Source organism: Pseudomonas sp. RGB (assembly GCF_007713445.1).
Lineage (GTDB): Bacteria > Pseudomonadota > Gammaproteobacteria > Pseudomonadales > Pseudomonadaceae > Aquipseudomonas.
In genome coordinates this window covers 221,602-236,731 of sequence record NZ_VMSH01000006.1, presented here as the reverse complement: position 1 = coordinate 236,731, position 15,130 = coordinate 221,602, and the positions used below count along the sequence as shown (strand labels likewise).

The following is a 15,130-nucleotide window of genomic DNA, read 5'->3' as shown; positions in this document are numbered from 1 at the left end:
GCAGCAGTCTCAGTCTGTTCAAACCAAAAAGTAATCGCGGCCTTCGACCTGGCCCCGGCGCAGTGGGTTCCGGGTGCAATACGGTGCATAGCCCGCGTCCACAAAGCGGTACATCAAATGTTCATCGCGCCCGCTGGGGATGCCCAGGCGCGTGGTCTGGATGATCTGCGACGGCGCCTGGCCGACGTCTTCAACGTAGAGCAGTTCCTGGTCAAAACGCTTGGCATCCCACATCGGCACTTTCAATCCCAAGGCTTTGCACAGCAGCGTCTGGCCCGCACAGAGTTTCTGCGCGGGGCGAGGGTGGCCGTTGGCGTCGGGGTTGTTCAGCAGCATCTGCGCCAGGCTCGCCGGGCCGGAGAGCTCATCGACCCACGGATACGCCGATTTGATCAGCACGGCATTGCCTGGGCCCTGGGCGCTGAAGTTCAGCGAATCGCCGCCACGGGCGTAGTACATGTAGATGTGCCCGCCATCCAGAAACAAAGCCTTACGCTTTTCTGTGTAGCCGAGCGACGCGTGACTGCCTTTTTCGGCCACGTAATAGGCTTCGGTTTCAATAATTCGCGCTGAAAGCCAGATATCGCCCACGCGGTGGCGTATGACTTTTCCGAGTAATTCGCGCGCGAGTAGTTGCGCGTCGCGGTCGAAGAAGCTGTCGGGCAGGGCGCTGGCGGGGAGCAGAGGGGCAAAACTGGGCATGGCGATCAGGGTTAATGCGGCTAAATGTGACGGAATAATAACAACTCCCACCTTAATTACCGCTGAACCCCAAGTTTTTACAGTTCATTTCGACCATCCGCCCCTCACCGCTGTCAGTCGGGCGGCGTCACAGCTATAATCTGCCGCTTTCCTCTTTGCCAAGACTCCCTGACCATGACTGAGTCCGTTCTTGACTACATGACCCGCCTGGGTCGCGCTGCCCGGCAGGCCTCGCGGTTTATCGCCCGTGCGAGCACTGCGCAGAAGAACCGTGCCCTGTTGGCCGCCGCCGATGCTCTGGATGCTTCGCGCTCCGAGCTGGCCGCCGCCAATGAACAGGACCTGGCCAATGGCCGCGCCAATGGCCTGGAGCCGGCCCTGCTGGACCGCCTGGCGCTGACCCCGGCGCGTATCGACGACATGATCGAAGGCCTGCGTCAGGTGGCCAAGCTGCCTGACCCCATCGGTGAAATCCGCGACATGCGTTACCTGCCGTCCGGTATCCAGGTCGGCAAAATGCGCGTGCCCCTGGGCGTGATCGGCATCATCTATGAGTCGCGCCCGAACGTGACCATCGACGCCGCGAGCCTGTGCCTCAAGTCGGGCAACGCTACGATCCTGCGTGGCGGTTCCGAAGCGATTAATTCCAACCGCGCCATTGCCGCCTGCATTCAGCAGGGCCTGGCCGTGGCCGAGCTGCCGGCCGAAGTGGTGCAAGTGGTGGAAACCACCGACCGCGCCGCCGTTGGCGCGCTGATCACCATGCCGGAATTTGTCGACGTGATCGTGCCGCGCGGTGGCAAGAGCCTGATCGAGCGCGTGAGCCGCGATGCCAAGGTGCCAGTGATCAAGCACCTGGACGGCGTGTGCCACGTGTACATCGACATCGCCGCCGACATCGACAAGGCGATCCGCATCGCCGACAACGCCAAGACCCACCGCTATGCCCCGTGCAACACCATGGAAACCCTGCTGGTGCACGTCGGCATTGCCGATCGCGTGCTGCCGCCGCTGGCTGCCATCTACCGTGACAAGGGCGTGGAACTGCGCGGTTGTGAGCGTACCCGTGCGCTGTTGGGCGCGGACGTGATCGAGGCGACAGAGCAGGACTGGTACACCGAATACACGGCGCCGATCCTGTCGATCCGCATCGTCGACGACTTGGACCAGGCCATCGAGCACATCAATAAATACGGCTCCAAGCACACCGATGCCATTGTTTCCGAGCATTTCAGCGATGCCCGGCGTTTCCTCAACGAAGTGGATTCCGCTTCGGTGATGGTCAACGCCTCGACGCGTTTTGCCGACGGCTTCGAATATGGCCTGGGGGCGGAAATCGGCATCTCCACCGACAAGCTCCACGCACGCGGCCCGGTTGGCCTTGAAGGCCTGACCAGCGAGAAGTACGTGGTGTTCGGCGACGGTCACGTGCGCACTTGATGGCTAAACGCATTGGGCTGCTCGGCGGTACCTTCGACCCCGTGCACATCGGCCATTTGCGCAGTGCCCTGGAAGTGGCGGACGCCCTCGCGCTGGATGAGCTGCGGGTGATGCCCAACGCGCGGCCGCCGCATCGCGATACGCCGCAGGTATCACCGCAACAACGCCTGGAGATGGTGCGCCTGGCGGTAGACGGCATTGCGCCGCTGGTGGTGGACGACCACGAGCTCAAGCGCGATAAACCGTCCTACACTGTCGATACCCTGGAACTGATGCGTGCCGAGTTGGCCGCAGACGACCAGTTGTTTCTGCTTTTGGGCTGGGACGCATTTTGCGGCCTGCCCTCTTGGCATCGCTGGGAGGAACTCCTCCAGCATTGCCACATCCTGGTTTTGCAACGCCCGGATGCCGACAGCGAACCGCCGGATGCCTTGCGCAACCTGCTGGCCGCGCGGTCGGTAAGTGACCCCTTGGCCCTGACCGGGCCAAACGGGAATATTGCATTCGTCTGGCAGACCCCGCTTGCGGTGTCCGCCACCCAGATCCGTCAACTGCTGGCCAGCGGGAAGTCGGTACGTTTCCTGGTGCCTGACGCGGTCCTGGCCTACATCGATGCGCACGGGCTTTACCGTGCGTCGAACTGAAAAGGCGCGTTTGATCGCACGCACAGTCGTGCAGCAAGTGCCCGAACATACGAGCAAAACGAGTTTTATATGACGAACAAAGACGTAAGCAAAGTTAAGCGCAAAGGCACTTTCAAAAGCGCCCCGCTGCCAGTTGAAGCGCACACCGGCCCTGAGCTGGCTGGCGAAGAGCTGGTAAAAGTCGCCGTGGCTGCCCTGGAAGACGTTAAGGCCCAGGACATTCAGGTGCTGGACGTGCGCGACAAGCAAAGCATCACCGACTTCATGATCATCGCCACCGGTACCTCCAACCGCCAGATCGGCGCGATGCTGGACAAGGTTCGCGAAGCCGTCAAAGCCCAAGGCGTGAAGCCGCTGGGTGAAGAAGGCAAGGGCGACAGCGACTGGGTGCTGCTGGACATGGACGACGTGATCGTTCACATGATGACGTCCAACGCCCGTCAGTTCTACGACCTGGAGCGTCTGTGGAAAGGCGCCGAGCAGAGCCGTGCTGCTGATGGCAAGCACCACAGCCCGGAAGTGGGCCACGCGCACTTCGACAAGCTCAACAAAGACCAGGAATAAGGAACGGCTGTGCGCCTGCGTCTGATCGCTGTCGGTTCACGCATGCCCAAGTGGGTGGAAGAAGGTTGGCACGAATATGCCAAGCGTCTGCCCGCTGAGCTGTCGCTGGAACTGGTGGAAATACCGCTCAACACCCGGGGCAAGAATGCCGACGTGGCGCGCTTTATCCGTCAGGAAGGCGAAGCCATGCTGGCCAAGGTCGGCCCCAACGAGCGCATCGTCACCCTCGAGGTGCACGGCAAACCCTGGAGCACCGAGCAATTGGCGGTGGAGCTGGATCGCTGGCGCCTGGATTCGCGCACGGTCAATTTCATGGTCGGCGGCCCCGAAGGGCTGGCGCCGGAAGTCTGTGCGCGGGCGGACCAGCGCTGGTCGCTGTCAGCGCTGACGCTGCCGCACCCGTTGGTAAGGATTCTGATCGGTGAACAGCTGTATCGCGCCTGGACAGTTCTGTCCGGGCACCCTTACCACAAATAATCTGCGCCCCTGCCGATGACCCAGCCGATCCGCATCAAGGACCACGAGAAAGACGCACGTCTGGTACGCGCGCGGGTCGTGTTCGGCGCCTTTCTGGTGGTGGGGCTGATCGGTGTGCTGATTGCGCGCCTGTATTTCCTGCAGGTGATCCAGTACGACTATCACTCCACGCTGTCGGAAAATAACCGGGTGCATGTGCAGCCGATTCCGCCGACCCGTGGGCTGATTTTCGACCGCAATGGCGTGGTGGTGGCCGATAACCGGCCCAGCTTCAGCCTGAGCATGACCCGCGAGCGTTCCGGTGACTGGCAGCAAATCCTCGACGTGATCGTCGAGGTGCTGCAACTGACGCCGGAAGACCGGGTGATCTTCGAAAAACGCATGAAGCAGGGGCGCCGGCCATTCGAGCCGGTGCCGATCCTGTTCGAGCTGACCGAAGAGCAGATCGCGCGAATCGCCGTGAACCAGTTCCGCCTGCCTGGTGTGGAAGTGGTGGCGCAGTTGGTGCGGCATTACCCGCAGGGGCCGCATTTTGCCCACTCCGTCGGTTACATGGGGCGCATCAACGAGAAAGAGCTGAAAAGCCTCGATCCGGTGAATTACAGCGGCACCCACCATATTGGTAAAACCGGCATCGAGCGTTTCTACGAGCCGGAGCTGCATGGCCAGGTGGGTTACGAGGAAGTCGAGACCAACGCCCGCGGCCGCGTGCTGCGCGTGCTCAAGCGCACCGACCCGGTGCCGGGCAAAGACATCGTGTTGAGCCTGGACATCAAGTTGCAGGAAGCGGCCGAAATGGCCCTCGGCGGCCGGCGTGGCGCGGTGGTGGCGCTGGACCCGAGAACCGGCGAAGTGCTGGCGATGGTCAGTCAGCCAAGCTTCGACCCCAACCTGTTCGTTACCGGCATCAGCTTCAAGGCCTATGCCGAGCTGCGTGATTCCATCGACCGGCCGCTGTTCAACCGCGTGCTGCGCGGGCTGTATCCGCCGGGCTCGACCATCAAGCCGGCGGTGGCGATTGCCGGCCTGGATTCGGGCGTGGTCACCGCGTCAAGCCGTGTGTTCGACCCGGGCTACTACATGCTGCCCAACTACGATCACAAATACCGTAACTGGAACCGCACCGGTGACGGCTATGTCGACCTGGACACCGCGATCATGCGCTCCAACGACACCTATTTTTACGACCTGGCCCACAAGCTGGGCATCGACCGGCTGTCTGCCTACATGGGCAAGTTTGGCCTGGGTCAGAAAGTCTCCCTGGACATGTTCGAAGAATCCCCCGGCCTGATGCCGTCGCGGGAGTGGAAACGCGCAACCCGTCGCCAGGCCTGGTTCCCGGGCGAAACCCTGATTCTTGGTATCGGCCAGGGTTACATGCAGGCAACGCCTTTGCAGCTGGCGCAGGCCACGGCGCTGGTTGCCAACAAAGGCATCTGGAACCGTCCGCACCTGGCCAAGACCATCGAAGGCGAAAAGCCTGTGGATGAAAACCCGATTCCCGACATCTTGCTGCGTGACCCGTCCGACTGGACCAAGGTCAACCACGGCATGCAGCAAGTGATGCACGGCGCTCGTGGCACCGCGCGCAAAGCGGCGGCCGGCGCGCAATACCGCATTGCCGGCAAGAGTGGTACCGCGCAGGTGGTGGCGATCAAGCAGGGCGAAAAATACGACCGCTCCAAGGTTCAGGAACGCCACCGCGACCACGCCTTGTTCGTCGGTTTTGCCCCGGCAGACGACCCGAAAATCGTCGTGGCGGTGATGGTCGAAAACGGCGAGTCCGGCTCCGGCGTGGCTGCGCCCGTGGTGCGCCAGATCATGGACGCCTGGCTGTTGGCCGATGACGGCCGGCTCAAGCCCGAATATGGCGGCCCCCCTTCAAGCACCGAGGTTACGGCCCGTGAAGAGTAATTTTGACCGCATCCTCTCCAGCGAGGATGTGATGCGTCGCCGCGCGACGTTATTGCAGCGCATGCACATTGATGGCCCGTTGCTGATCCTGCTGCTGACCCTGGCGGCCGGCAGCCTGTTCGTGCTGTATTCGGCCAGCGGCAAGAACTGGGACCTGCTGATCAAGCAGGCGTCGTCGTTCGGCCTGGGCCTGTTGTCGATGGTGGTGATCGCCCAGCTCGAACCGCGTTTCATGGCGCGCTGGGTACCGCTTGGTTATGTCGCTGGCGTGTTGCTGCTGGTGGTGGTGGACGTGATGGGCCACAACGCCATGGGCGCGACGCGCTGGATCAACATTCCAGGGGTGATTCGCTTCCAGCCGTCGGAATTCATGAAGATTTTGATGCCGGCAACCATCGCCTGGTATTTGTCCAAGCGCACCTTGCCGCCGCAGCTCAAGCACGTGGGCATCAGCCTGATCTTGATTGGCGTGCCGTTCATCCTGATCGTGCGCCAGCCTGACCTCGGCACCTCGTTGCTTATTCTCGCGGGTGGCGCGTTCGTGCTGTTTATGGGCGGCTTGCGCTGGCGCTGGATCCTCAGCGTGCTCGCGGCCGCCATCCCCGTGGCCGTGGCCATGTGGTTCTTCTTTATGCACGACTACCAGAAGCAGCGGATCCTGACGTTCCTCGACCCGGAGAGTGACCCGCTGGGCACCGGCTGGAACATCATCCAGTCCAAGGCCGCCATCGGTTCCGGCGGAGTATTTGGTAAGGGCTGGTTACTGGGCACGCAGTCGCACCTGGACTTTTTGCCCGAAAGCCACACCGACTTCATCATTGCTGTGATGGGCGAAGAGTTCGGCCTGGTAGGCATTTGCGCGCTGTTGCTGATTTATCTGCTGTTGATTGGTCGCGGTTTGGTGATCACTGCACAGGCGCAGACGCTGTTCGGCAAACTGCTCGCCGGCAGCCTGACCATGACTTTTTTTGTTTACGTTTTCGTCAACATCGGTATGGTCAGTGGCCTGCTGCCGGTGGTTGGGGTGCCGTTGCCGTTCATTAGCTACGGCGGAACTTCGCTGGTGACATTGCTGTCAGCGTTTGGGGTTTTGATGTCGATTCACACGCATCGCAAGTGGATCGCACAGGTTTGAATAAGGTGAAGATGTCAATGCAAGTAATGCGCGGCTGGGCGACTCGGCATGCGTCCTGGATGAGCCTGATTGGGCTGCTGGGCGCGACGCAAGAGGCGCAGGCCGGTGACTACGATGGCTCACCCCAGGTCGCCGAATTTGTCGGTGAAATGACCCGCGACTACGGTTTCGCCGGTGAACAGCTGATGGGCGTGTTCCGCGAAGCCCAGCGCAAGCAGGCGATCCTTGATGCGATCTCGCGTCCCGCCGAGCGCGTGAAACAGTGGAAAGAATACCGCCCGATGTTCCTCACCGACGCTCGCGTGGCGCGGGGTGTGGACTTCTGGCGCCAGCATGAAGCCGCGCTGGCCCGCGCCGAGCAGGAATACGGCGTGCCGGCCCAGGTTATCGTCGCGATCATCGGCATTGAAACCTTTTACGGGCGCAATACCGGCAGTTACCGGGTGATCGACGCCTTATCGACCCTGGGCTTCGATTACCCGCCGCGCGCCGACTTCTTCCGCAAGGAGCTGCGCGAATTCCTGCTGCTGGCCCGCGAAGAACAAGTCGACCCGCTGACCCTCAAGGGCTCCTACGCCGGTGCGATGGGCTTGCCGCAGTTCATGCCGAGCAGCTTCCGGGCTTACGCGGTGGATTTCGACGGCGACGGCCACATCAATATCTGGAGCAATCCGGATGACGCCATTGGCAGCGTGGCCAGCTACTTCAAGCGCCATGGTTGGGTGTCCGGCGAGCCGGTGGTGATCCGTGCCGATGTCACCGGGGAGCGCGCCGACGAAGGTTTGACCCAGGGAATCGAACCGGTCAAGACCGTCGGGGAGTTGCGAGCCCTGGGCTGGTCGAGTCAGAATGCGCCACGCGATGATATGCCGGTGACGGCGTTCCGCCTGGAAGGCGAAAACGGCCCGGAATACTGGATGGGCCTGAAGAATTTTTACGCAATCACGCGTTATAACCGCAGTGTGATGTACGCCATGGCCGTGCATCAGCTGTCAGACATGCTGGTCCAAGCACGGGGCAACAAGTAATGCGGGCATCGCCGTTCAATAAACCGCTCAAGCTGGTGGCGTTTGCCGCGTTGTCCTTGCTGGTTGTCAGTTGCTCTTCCACCACCACCAAAAGCCGCGCGCCGGCCCAGAAGAGCGGTGGCGGTATCGTCCGCGCCCAGCCGGGCCTGGACATCAACCGCGCGCACAAAGACGGCGCGCCGTGGTGGGATGTCGACGTGTCGAAAATCCCGGATGCCACGCCGACCCTGCACACCGGGCCTTACAAGGCCAACCCGTATACCGTGTTGGGCAAGAATTACTTCCCGCTGCAGGATTCCAAGACCTACGTCCAATCGGGCACGGCGTCCTGGTACGGCACCAAGTTCCATGGCCAGAACACCGCCAACGGCGAAGTGTATGACCTGTACGGCATGAGCGCGGCCCACAAGACCCTGCCGCTGCCCAGCTACGTACGCGTGACCAACCTGGACAACAACCGCACGGTGATCCTGCGGGTCAACGACCGTGGGCCGTTCTATTCGGACCGGATCATCGACTTGTCCTACGCCGCCGCGAAGAAACTCGGTTACGCCGAAATCGGCACCGCGCGCGTCAAAGTCGAAGGCATCGACCCGGCGCAGTACTGGGCCCAGCGTGGCAAACCGGCGCCGTTGATGCTCAACGAGCCGCAAACGCCACAGCCGCAAGTGACCGCGTCAACCGGCAAGATCGAACAGTGGACACCGCCACCGGCGCAGCACGCACCGGACACGGTGGTCGTGCCCCACGCAGCGCCGGGCGCTTCCACGGTGGGCGGTCAGTACCTGCAGGTCGGCGCTTTCGCCAACCCGGATGCGGCAGAACTGTTAAGGTCCAAGCTGAGCAGCATGGTCAATGCGCCGGTTTTCATCAGCTCCATCGTGCGTAACCAGCAGACCCTGCACCGTGTGCGCATGGGGCCAATTGGTTCGCCAAGTGAAGTGGCGCAAGTACAGAACAGCGTGCGCCTGGCTAACCTGGGGCAACCCAGCGTGGTCACCGCCGAATAAGAAAGATTGATGGCTCAGGCGCGTGCGCGGGTCTGGGCCCTGGTTGTTGGCTCGTTGAACAATAAAAACCCAGGGGCAAGGGGTGAGCGGGCAACCGAACACGTGACAGTCTGGCAGCGGGCTGTCTGAATAGTTTTGCCCGCGAGGGCAAGTTTCCATAAGCAATTTCGAGAGACGGATGAACATCACCACCTTAGCCAAACGCACGTGCCTGCTTCTTTCGCTGATCATCACCCCGGCCGCCTGGGCGGTTGAAATGGTGCCGGCTTCCCCGCAACTGGCCGCCAAGGCCTGGGTCCTCATGGATGCCGCCAGCGGCAACGTGCTGGTCGAGAACAACGGTGACCAGCGCCTGCCACCCGCGAGCCTGACCAAGCTGATGACGGCGTACATCGCGACCCTGGAAATCCGTCGCGGCCAGATCGGCGAAAACGACCCGGTTACCGTCAGCGAAAACGCCTGGCGTACCGGCGGTTCGCGGATGTTCATCAAGGTGGGTTCGCAGGTGACTGTCAGCGACCTGCTGCACGGCATCATCATCCAGTCCGGTAACGACGCCAGCGTGGCCTTATCCGAGCACATCGCCGGCAGCGAAGACGCCTTTGCCGACATGATGAACAAGACGGCCGGCGACCTGGGCATGACCAACAGCCACTTCATGAACCCGACCGGTCTGCCGAACCCGGAGCACTACTCGTCGGCTCACGACATGGCGCTGCTGGCGCGCGCGATCATCCGCGTCGACCCGGTGCACTACGCGATCTACTCCCAGAAGGAGTTCTTCTGGAACAACATCAAGCAGCCTAACCGCAACCTGCTGCTGTGGCGCGACAAGACCGTCGATGGCCTGAAAACCGGCCACACCGACGAAGCCGGCTACTGCATGGTGTCGTCTGCTGTGCGTGACGGCCAGCGCCTGATCGCGGTGGTCTTCGGTACTAACAGCGAGCAGGCCCGTGCGGCCGAGACGCAAAAGCTGCTGACCTACGGTTTCCGCTTCTTCGAAACCCAGACCTTCTACCAGAAGGGTGCTGAGCTGGCTCAAGCCCCGGTATGGAAAGGCGCTACCCACCAAGTCAAAGCCGGCCTGGCTGATGACCTGACGTTGACCATGCCTAAAGGCCAGCTGAAAAAGCTCGCTGCCAGCATGACCATGAACCCGCAATTGGTTGCGCCAATCGCCAAGGGTGACGTTATCGGTAAAGTCGAAGTGAAGCTGGACGACAAGGTGGTGCACAGCGCCGACCTGATCGCGCTGGACGCCGTCGACGAAGGTGGTATCTTCCGCCGCGTGTGGGATAGCATCCGTCTATTCTTCTACAGCTTGTTCAACTGATAAGTGTGCACCTGCAAAGCCCCGCGTCGACCTGACGCGGGGCTTTGCCCGTCGCCACGGCTTACGCTTACGAGGCCGTTACGCCATGACCGATAAAGAAGTAGAAGTAAAGGCGCCAAAGATCGAATTCCCTAACGTGGACTATCCCGTCAAGGTGATCAGCGATACGGGTGTGGGCAACAAAGACAAGATTCTGGAGATCGTGCGTAAACACGCGACGATCAACGACAACCGTGTGGACGAGCGTTTGAGCTCCAACGGCAAGTACACCACGATCCAGTTGCACATCGTTGCGACCGGTCAAGACCAGCTCTACGACATCAACAGCGAACTGCGGGCCACCGGCTTCGTGCACATGGTGCTGTGATGTCTCAGGTCCTGGGCTTTCGCGAGCTCGGCCAGATGGCCTACGAGCCGGTCTGGCATGCCATGCAGCGCTTCACCAACGAGCGCGGCAGCTCGGCCCCGGATGAAATCTGGCTGGTGGAACACCCGCCGGTATTCACCCAGGGCCAGGCTGGCAAGGCCGAGCATCTGCTGCTGCCGGGGGATATTCCGGTGGTGCAGGTCGACCGAGGTGGCCAAGTGACTTACCATGGGCCGGGTCAGCTTGTTGCTTATCTCTTGCTGGATGTGCGCAAGCTGGGTTTTGGCGTACGTGACCTGGTGAGCCGCATGGAAGCTTGCCTGATCGAGCTGTTGGCCAGTTACGGCGTGAGCGCCGCGGCCAAGCCCGATGCACCCGGTGTGTATGTGGACGGCGCGAAAATCGCCTCCCTCGGTTTACGGATCCGTCACGGTTGTTCCTTTCATGGCCTGGCCCTGAACGTGGACATGAACCTGGCGCCATTCCGGCGCATCAACCCGTGCGGTTATGCAGGGTTGGCGATGACCCAACTGAGCGATCACGCCACACCGATTAAATTTGCCGAGGTAAGTGCCCGGCTGCGTGCGCAGCTCGTCAAACACCTCGACTATGCTGAGCAGACGACCCTTACGGGCGGAATCGACTGATTATGACTACTGATGCAGTGCAAACCATGATCCCGACGCTGGACATCACCGAGCGTCCGGCCCCGCGTGCCAAGGTGGAAGCCGGCGTCAAGCTGCGCGGCGCCGAGAAGGTTGCACGCATCCCGGTCAAGATCATCCCGACCACCGAACTGCCGAAAAAACCTGACTGGATCCGCGTGCGCATCCCGGTTTCGCCGGAAGTCGACCGTATCAAGGCCCTGCTGCGCAAACACAAGCTGCACAGCGTGTGCGAAGAGGCATCCTGCCCGAACCTGGGCGAATGCTTCTCCGGCGGTACCGCCACCTTCATGATCATGGGTGACATCTGCACCCGTCGTTGCCCGTTCTGCGACGTTGGCCACGGCCGGCCGAAGCCTCTGGACGTCAACGAGCCGGAAAGCCTGGCCATCGCCATCGCCGACCTGAAACTCAAATACGTGGTAATCACCTCGGTAGATCGCGACGACCTGCGTGACGGCGGTGCCCAGCACTTTGCCGACTGCATTCGCGAGATCCGCAAGTTGTCGCCGAACGTGATGCTCGAAACCCTGGTGCCGGACTACCGTGGCCGTATGGACGTCGCGCTGGAAATCACCGCGGCCGAGCCACCGGATGTGTTCAACCACAACCTGGAAACCGTGCCACGCCTGTACAAGGCCGCGCGTCCAGGCTCGGACTACCAGTGGTCGCTGACCCTGCTGCAGAAATTCAAGCAGATGATGCCGCACATCCCGACCAAATCCGGCCTGATGCTGGGCCTGGGCGAGACCGACGAAGAAGTGATCGAAGTCATGAAGCGCATGCGCGAACACGACATCGACATGCTGACCCTCGGCCAGTACCTGCAGCCGTCGCGCAGCCACTTGCCGGTGCAGCGTTTTGTGCACCCGGACACCTTCGCCTGGTTCGCCGAGGAAGGTTACAAAATGGGCTTCAAGAACGTGGCGTCCGGCCCGCTGGTGCGTTCCTCGTACCACGCTGACGAGCAGGCCAAGCTGGTCAAGGCCAGCCTGGTTTCGTAATAACGATGTGCGCAACACCGCAGATCCAATGTGGGAGCGGGCTTATGTAGGAGTGGGCTTGCCCGCGATAGCATCGCCTCGGTTTGACTGAAAACCGAGGCGTTTGCGTCGCAGGCAAGCCCGCTCCCACAGGGTCCGGCTCCCACATTTCGTTCCGCGTCATACAGGGAGACCCATGGATGACAACTCAACTTGCGGCCGCGGTACCTGCACTTCGCCCCGAAGGCATCATCGGCCTGATCGCCCCCGCCGGCCCTGCCGCCCTCGACGTTGAAAAAGCCGGGCAATGGATGCGCGCCCGTGGCCATGAGCTGCGGATTTTCCCGGGTGTATACGAACGCGACGGTTACCTCGCAGGCAGCGATGACGTGCGCCTGCGTGACCTTCATGCTGCTTTCGCCGACCCCGACATCGATGCCATCTTCTGCCTGCGCGGCGGCTACGGCACGCCACGCTTGCTGGATCGTCTGGATTACGACCTGCTGAGCGCCAACCCCAAGCCGTTCGTGGGTTACAGCGACATCACCGCGTTGCACCTGGCGATCAGCCGCTACGCAGGCTTCGTGACTTTCCACGGGCCGATGTTCAATGCCGATTTGCTGGGCGACAAGCAACAGCCCACGGAGTCATCGCTGTTCAGCATGCTGCGCGGCCAGCTTGGCGCCGGCAGTGTAGTGGCGCACCCGGTGGCCTACCCATTGACCACCCTTGAGCCAGGTATCGCCTGTGGACGCTTGTTGGGTGGCAACCTGTCGATGATCGCGGCGGTGATGGGCACGGCTTATGAGATTGATGCCGAAGGCATCATTTTGCTGATCGAAGACGTCAACGAGCCGATCTACCGTATCGACCGCCTGCTGACTCACCTGCGCCTGGCGGGCAAGCTGGAGCAGATTGCCGGTGTGCTGGTGGGCGATGTGGCGGGTGTGGATAAAGCAGCGCTGGAGCGACTGCTGAAGCAGACCTTCGCACCGTTGTGCATTCCGGTGTTGTCCGGCTGGCGCAGTGGGCACTGCGACCCGAACCTGACGCTGCCGATGGGCGCATTGGTACGGCTGGATGCGGCGGCGCAGCGGGTGGTGTTGGAGCAGGATGTAGTGTTCAAGCCCTGACAGGGTGATAAAGCCACCGCGCGGGCCTTTTTTGTGGCGAGCGGGCTTGCCCCGCGTCGGGCTGCGCAGCAGCCCCAAAACCAGCCACTCAGGCGCAGCTGATACACCGTATTCTGCTTGATCAGGGCCGCTTCGCGGCCCAGCGCGGGGCAAGCCCGCTCGCCACCATTGCAGGTCTATCGGCTCTGCAACGATTCCAGCAACTTCACCGTCGGATACCCATCCGCCGGCCAGCCCAACGACTGCTGCGCTGCGCGGATCGCCTTGCGCGTGTTGGCGCCGATGATGCCGTCTGCATTGCCCGCGTCATACCCTTTGGCGCTCAGCACTGTCTGCAAGTCGATGCGCTGGGAGCGGCTCAGTGGCAGCTCATCTTTGGGCCAATCGCCACGAATCACACCACCGCCACCAAACCGCTCCGACAGCAGGCCAACCGCCAGCGCGTAGGACGACGAGTTGTTGTACTTGAGGATGGCGCGGAAGTTGTCCAGCACCAGAAACGCCGGGCCCCGGTAGCCTGCCGGCAGCAACAGGGCGGCGGACAGTTGGTCGACGTTGGGCGGCATGCTCGCGCCAGGTGGCAACTGGATACCGAGTTTCAGCCACTCGGCGACGGTCTTGCGCACGCCGCCGTCTGCCAGGGCGTAATCAAAGTTGGCCGGCAGCTGTTGCACCTCAAAGCCCCACGGCTGGCCTTTTTGCCAGCCAGAGCTTTGCAGGTAGTGCGCTGTGGAGGCGAGGGCGTCGGCTGGGCTGTTCCAGATGTCACGGCGACCGTCACCGTCGAAGTCGACGGCGTGGGTGTTGTAGGTGGTTGGGATAAATTGCGTCTGGCCCATCGCGCCGGCCCAGGAGCCTTTCATCTGGTCGGCCTGGATGTCGCCATGCTGGATGATCTGCAGCGCCGCCAGCAGTTGCGCCTGGGCGAATGCCGGGCGACGGCCTTCGTAGGCCAGGGTGGCCAGGGAACGGATCACCGAATTATTGCCCTGGAACTGGCCAAAATTGCTTTCCATGCCCCACACCGAGACCAGCGCCTGGCGGTCGACGCCATAGCGCTGTTCGATACTTTGCAGGATGTCGGCGTACTTGATCAGCAACGCTTGGCCATTGCGTACGCGCACCGGCGAGAGGGCGCCGTCGAGGTATTCCCAAACCGGGCGGGAAAATTCCGGTTGGCTGCGGTCAGCGCGAATCACCGCCATGTCGGGGGTGACGCCGGCAAAGGCGTTGTCGAACACCGCGGGCGTGATCCCGGCTTTCAGGGCGTCCACGCGAAAGGCCGCCTGCCATTCGGCAAAGGTCTGGGTCGGTTGGATATCGAGGTTGTCCACGGCCAACGGCGCAACGACGGCGGGCGCGACGGCCGGCACAGTCTGCAGTTTTGGCAGGGGTTGCGCGTCTGCGGCGGTGGGTTTTTCCGCGCAGGCGACAAGCAAAATGAGGCTGGAGGCAGCGATCAATTGGCGAAGGTGCCAACGACGGGAAAGACTAGAGGGCATGCACAGGTCCAGGGATTACAAATCAGGTACAGACCTTATCATGCCGGAGGGGCGCTTGCCTTCAGGCAGCCAGAAAGTAAGAAGCCTCCCAGCTATTAGACTGGAAGGCTTCGCGGCGGTAGCTGCCTTTGCCCTTGCCGGCGCGTTCTTGACGGCTGCGGAACAGTGGCTGGGCGATGATGGATTTGGCCTTGTTGGGGCCATGCTTGGATGGCTTTTTGCTCATGTCG

The 15,130-nt window shown here is 61.9% G+C and carries 16 protein-coding genes; 13 read left to right on the top strand and 3 right to left on the bottom strand.

Going from position 1 to position 15,130, the window contains the following annotated elements:
- Positions 1–18: 18 nt before the first annotated feature.
- Positions 19–702, bottom strand: coding sequence for a DNA-3-methyladenine glycosylase (locus FPT15_RS15345; RefSeq protein WP_145162486.1), 684 nt, complete (start codon positions 700–702; stop codon positions 19–21).
- Positions 703–876: 174 nt separating this feature from the next.
- On the opposite strand from FPT15_RS15345, the gene FPT15_RS15340 reads away from it, so the two are divergent.
- From FPT15_RS15340 to FPT15_RS15280, 13 genes are all read left to right on the top strand, one after another.
- A complete protein-coding gene (locus FPT15_RS15340; protein ID WP_145162483.1) occupies positions 877–2,142 on the top strand; it encodes a glutamate-5-semialdehyde dehydrogenase in 1,266 nt (421 codons plus the stop codon).
- Positions 2,142–2,786 (top strand): nicotinate-nucleotide adenylyltransferase, encoded by a 645-nt coding sequence (nadD, locus tag FPT15_RS15335; RefSeq protein WP_106579377.1) that lies wholly within the window; start codon positions 2,142–2,144, stop codon positions 2,784–2,786. Before FPT15_RS15340 ends, nadD begins: the two co-directional genes overlap by 1 nt.
- A 69-nt stretch (positions 2,787–2,855) precedes the next feature.
- On the top strand, positions 2,856–3,350 hold the full coding sequence (gene rsfS, locus FPT15_RS15330) for a ribosome silencing factor (RefSeq protein WP_003215432.1): 495 nt from the start codon (positions 2,856–2,858) through the stop codon (positions 3,348–3,350).
- 9 nt (positions 3,351–3,359) lie between these two features.
- A complete protein-coding gene (gene rlmH / locus FPT15_RS15325) occupies positions 3,360–3,827 on the top strand; it encodes a 23S rRNA (pseudouridine(1915)-N(3))-methyltransferase RlmH (RefSeq protein ID WP_003176297.1) in 468 nt (155 codons plus the stop codon).
- Positions 3,828–3,842: 15 nt separating this feature from the next.
- Positions 3,843–5,741, top strand: a complete 1,899-nt coding sequence (gene mrdA, locus FPT15_RS15320) for a penicillin-binding protein 2 (protein WP_145162480.1) — start codon at positions 3,843–3,845, stop codon at positions 5,739–5,741.
- A 31-nt stretch (positions 5,742–5,772) separates the two neighbouring features.
- Positions 5,773–6,876, top strand: coding sequence for a rod shape-determining protein RodA (rodA, locus tag FPT15_RS15315; protein WP_057703348.1), 1,104 nt, complete (start codon positions 5,773–5,775; stop codon positions 6,874–6,876).
- A gap of 17 nt (positions 6,877–6,893) precedes the next feature.
- Entirely contained in the window at positions 6,894–7,904 is a 1,011-nt protein-coding gene (gene mltB, locus FPT15_RS15310) for a lytic murein transglycosylase B (protein WP_145162477.1), read from the top strand.
- Positions 7,904–8,914 (top strand): septal ring lytic transglycosylase RlpA family protein, encoded by a 1,011-nt coding sequence (locus FPT15_RS15305; protein ID WP_145162474.1) that lies wholly within the window; start codon positions 7,904–7,906, stop codon positions 8,912–8,914. Before mltB ends, FPT15_RS15305 begins: the two co-directional genes overlap by 1 nt.
- Positions 8,915–9,092: 178 nt before the next feature.
- Positions 9,093–10,250, top strand: a complete 1,158-nt coding sequence (locus FPT15_RS15300; protein WP_106579372.1) for a D-alanyl-D-alanine carboxypeptidase family protein — start codon at positions 9,093–9,095, stop codon at positions 10,248–10,250.
- Between the two features lie 85 nt (positions 10,251–10,335).
- On the top strand, positions 10,336–10,617 hold the full coding sequence (locus FPT15_RS15295; protein ID WP_017136054.1) for a DUF493 domain-containing protein: 282 nt from the start codon (positions 10,336–10,338) through the stop codon (positions 10,615–10,617).
- Entirely contained in the window at positions 10,617–11,264 is a 648-nt protein-coding gene (gene lipB / locus FPT15_RS15290; protein WP_145162471.1) for a lipoyl(octanoyl) transferase LipB, read from the top strand. Before FPT15_RS15295 ends, lipB begins: the two co-directional genes overlap by 1 nt.
- 2 nt (positions 11,265–11,266) lie before the next feature.
- Complete coding sequence (gene lipA / locus FPT15_RS15285; protein WP_090401916.1) at positions 11,267–12,286, top strand: lipoyl synthase; 1,020 nt, start codon at positions 11,267–11,269, stop codon at positions 12,284–12,286.
- Positions 12,287–12,465: 179 nt separating this feature from the next.
- Positions 12,466–13,398, top strand: coding sequence for an LD-carboxypeptidase (locus FPT15_RS15280; protein ID WP_145162468.1), 933 nt, complete (start codon positions 12,466–12,468; stop codon positions 13,396–13,398).
- Between the two features lie 176 nt (positions 13,399–13,574).
- Here FPT15_RS15280 and FPT15_RS15275 read toward each other — a convergent pair whose 3' ends face one another.
- Together FPT15_RS15275 and arfA are read right to left on the bottom strand one after the other, a co-directional pair.
- A complete protein-coding gene (locus FPT15_RS15275; RefSeq protein WP_145162466.1) occupies positions 13,575–14,900 on the bottom strand; it encodes a lytic murein transglycosylase in 1,326 nt (441 codons plus the stop codon).
- Positions 14,901–14,961: 61 nt separating this feature from the next.
- Complete coding sequence (gene arfA, locus FPT15_RS15270) at positions 14,962–15,126, bottom strand: alternative ribosome rescue factor ArfA (RefSeq protein ID WP_003176285.1); 165 nt, start codon at positions 15,124–15,126, stop codon at positions 14,962–14,964.
- Positions 15,127–15,130: the final 4 nt, after the last annotated feature.

What these genes read in the sequence shown, in the direction of transcription:
- FPT15_RS15345 (WP_145162486.1), bottom strand. Translation starts at nt 702, where the DNA reads ATGCCCAGTTTTGCCCCTCTGCTCCCCGCCAGCGCCCTGCCCGACAGC.
- FPT15_RS15340 (WP_145162483.1), top strand. Translation starts at nt 877, where the DNA reads ATGACTGAGTCCGTTCTTGACTACATGACCCGCCTGGGTCGCGCTGCC.
- nadD (WP_106579377.1), top strand. Translation starts at nt 2,142, where the DNA reads ATGGCTAAACGCATTGGGCTGCTCGGCGGTACCTTCGACCCCGTGCAC.
- rsfS (WP_003215432.1), top strand. Translation starts at nt 2,856, where the DNA reads ATGACGAACAAAGACGTAAGCAAAGTTAAGCGCAAAGGCACTTTCAAA.
- mrdA (WP_145162480.1), top strand. Translation starts at nt 3,843, where the DNA reads ATGACCCAGCCGATCCGCATCAAGGACCACGAGAAAGACGCACGTCTG.
- rodA (WP_057703348.1), top strand. Translation starts at nt 5,773, where the DNA reads ATGCGTCGCCGCGCGACGTTATTGCAGCGCATGCACATTGATGGCCCG.
- mltB (WP_145162477.1), top strand. Translation starts at nt 6,894, where the DNA reads ATGCAAGTAATGCGCGGCTGGGCGACTCGGCATGCGTCCTGGATGAGC.
- FPT15_RS15305 (WP_145162474.1), top strand. Translation starts at nt 7,904, where the DNA reads ATGCGGGCATCGCCGTTCAATAAACCGCTCAAGCTGGTGGCGTTTGCC.
- FPT15_RS15300 (WP_106579372.1), top strand. Translation starts at nt 9,093, where the DNA reads ATGAACATCACCACCTTAGCCAAACGCACGTGCCTGCTTCTTTCGCTG.
- FPT15_RS15295 (WP_017136054.1), top strand. Translation starts at nt 10,336, where the DNA reads ATGACCGATAAAGAAGTAGAAGTAAAGGCGCCAAAGATCGAATTCCCT.
- lipB (WP_145162471.1), top strand. Translation starts at nt 10,617, where the DNA reads ATGTCTCAGGTCCTGGGCTTTCGCGAGCTCGGCCAGATGGCCTACGAG.
- lipA (WP_090401916.1), top strand. Translation starts at nt 11,267, where the DNA reads ATGACTACTGATGCAGTGCAAACCATGATCCCGACGCTGGACATCACC.
- FPT15_RS15280 (WP_145162468.1), top strand. Translation starts at nt 12,466, where the DNA reads ATGACAACTCAACTTGCGGCCGCGGTACCTGCACTTCGCCCCGAAGGC.
- FPT15_RS15275 (WP_145162466.1), bottom strand. Translation starts at nt 14,900, where the DNA reads ATGCCCTCTAGTCTTTCCCGTCGTTGGCACCTTCGCCAATTGATCGCT.
- arfA (WP_003176285.1), bottom strand. Translation starts at nt 15,126, where the DNA reads ATGAGCAAAAAGCCATCCAAGCATGGCCCCAACAAGGCCAAATCCATC.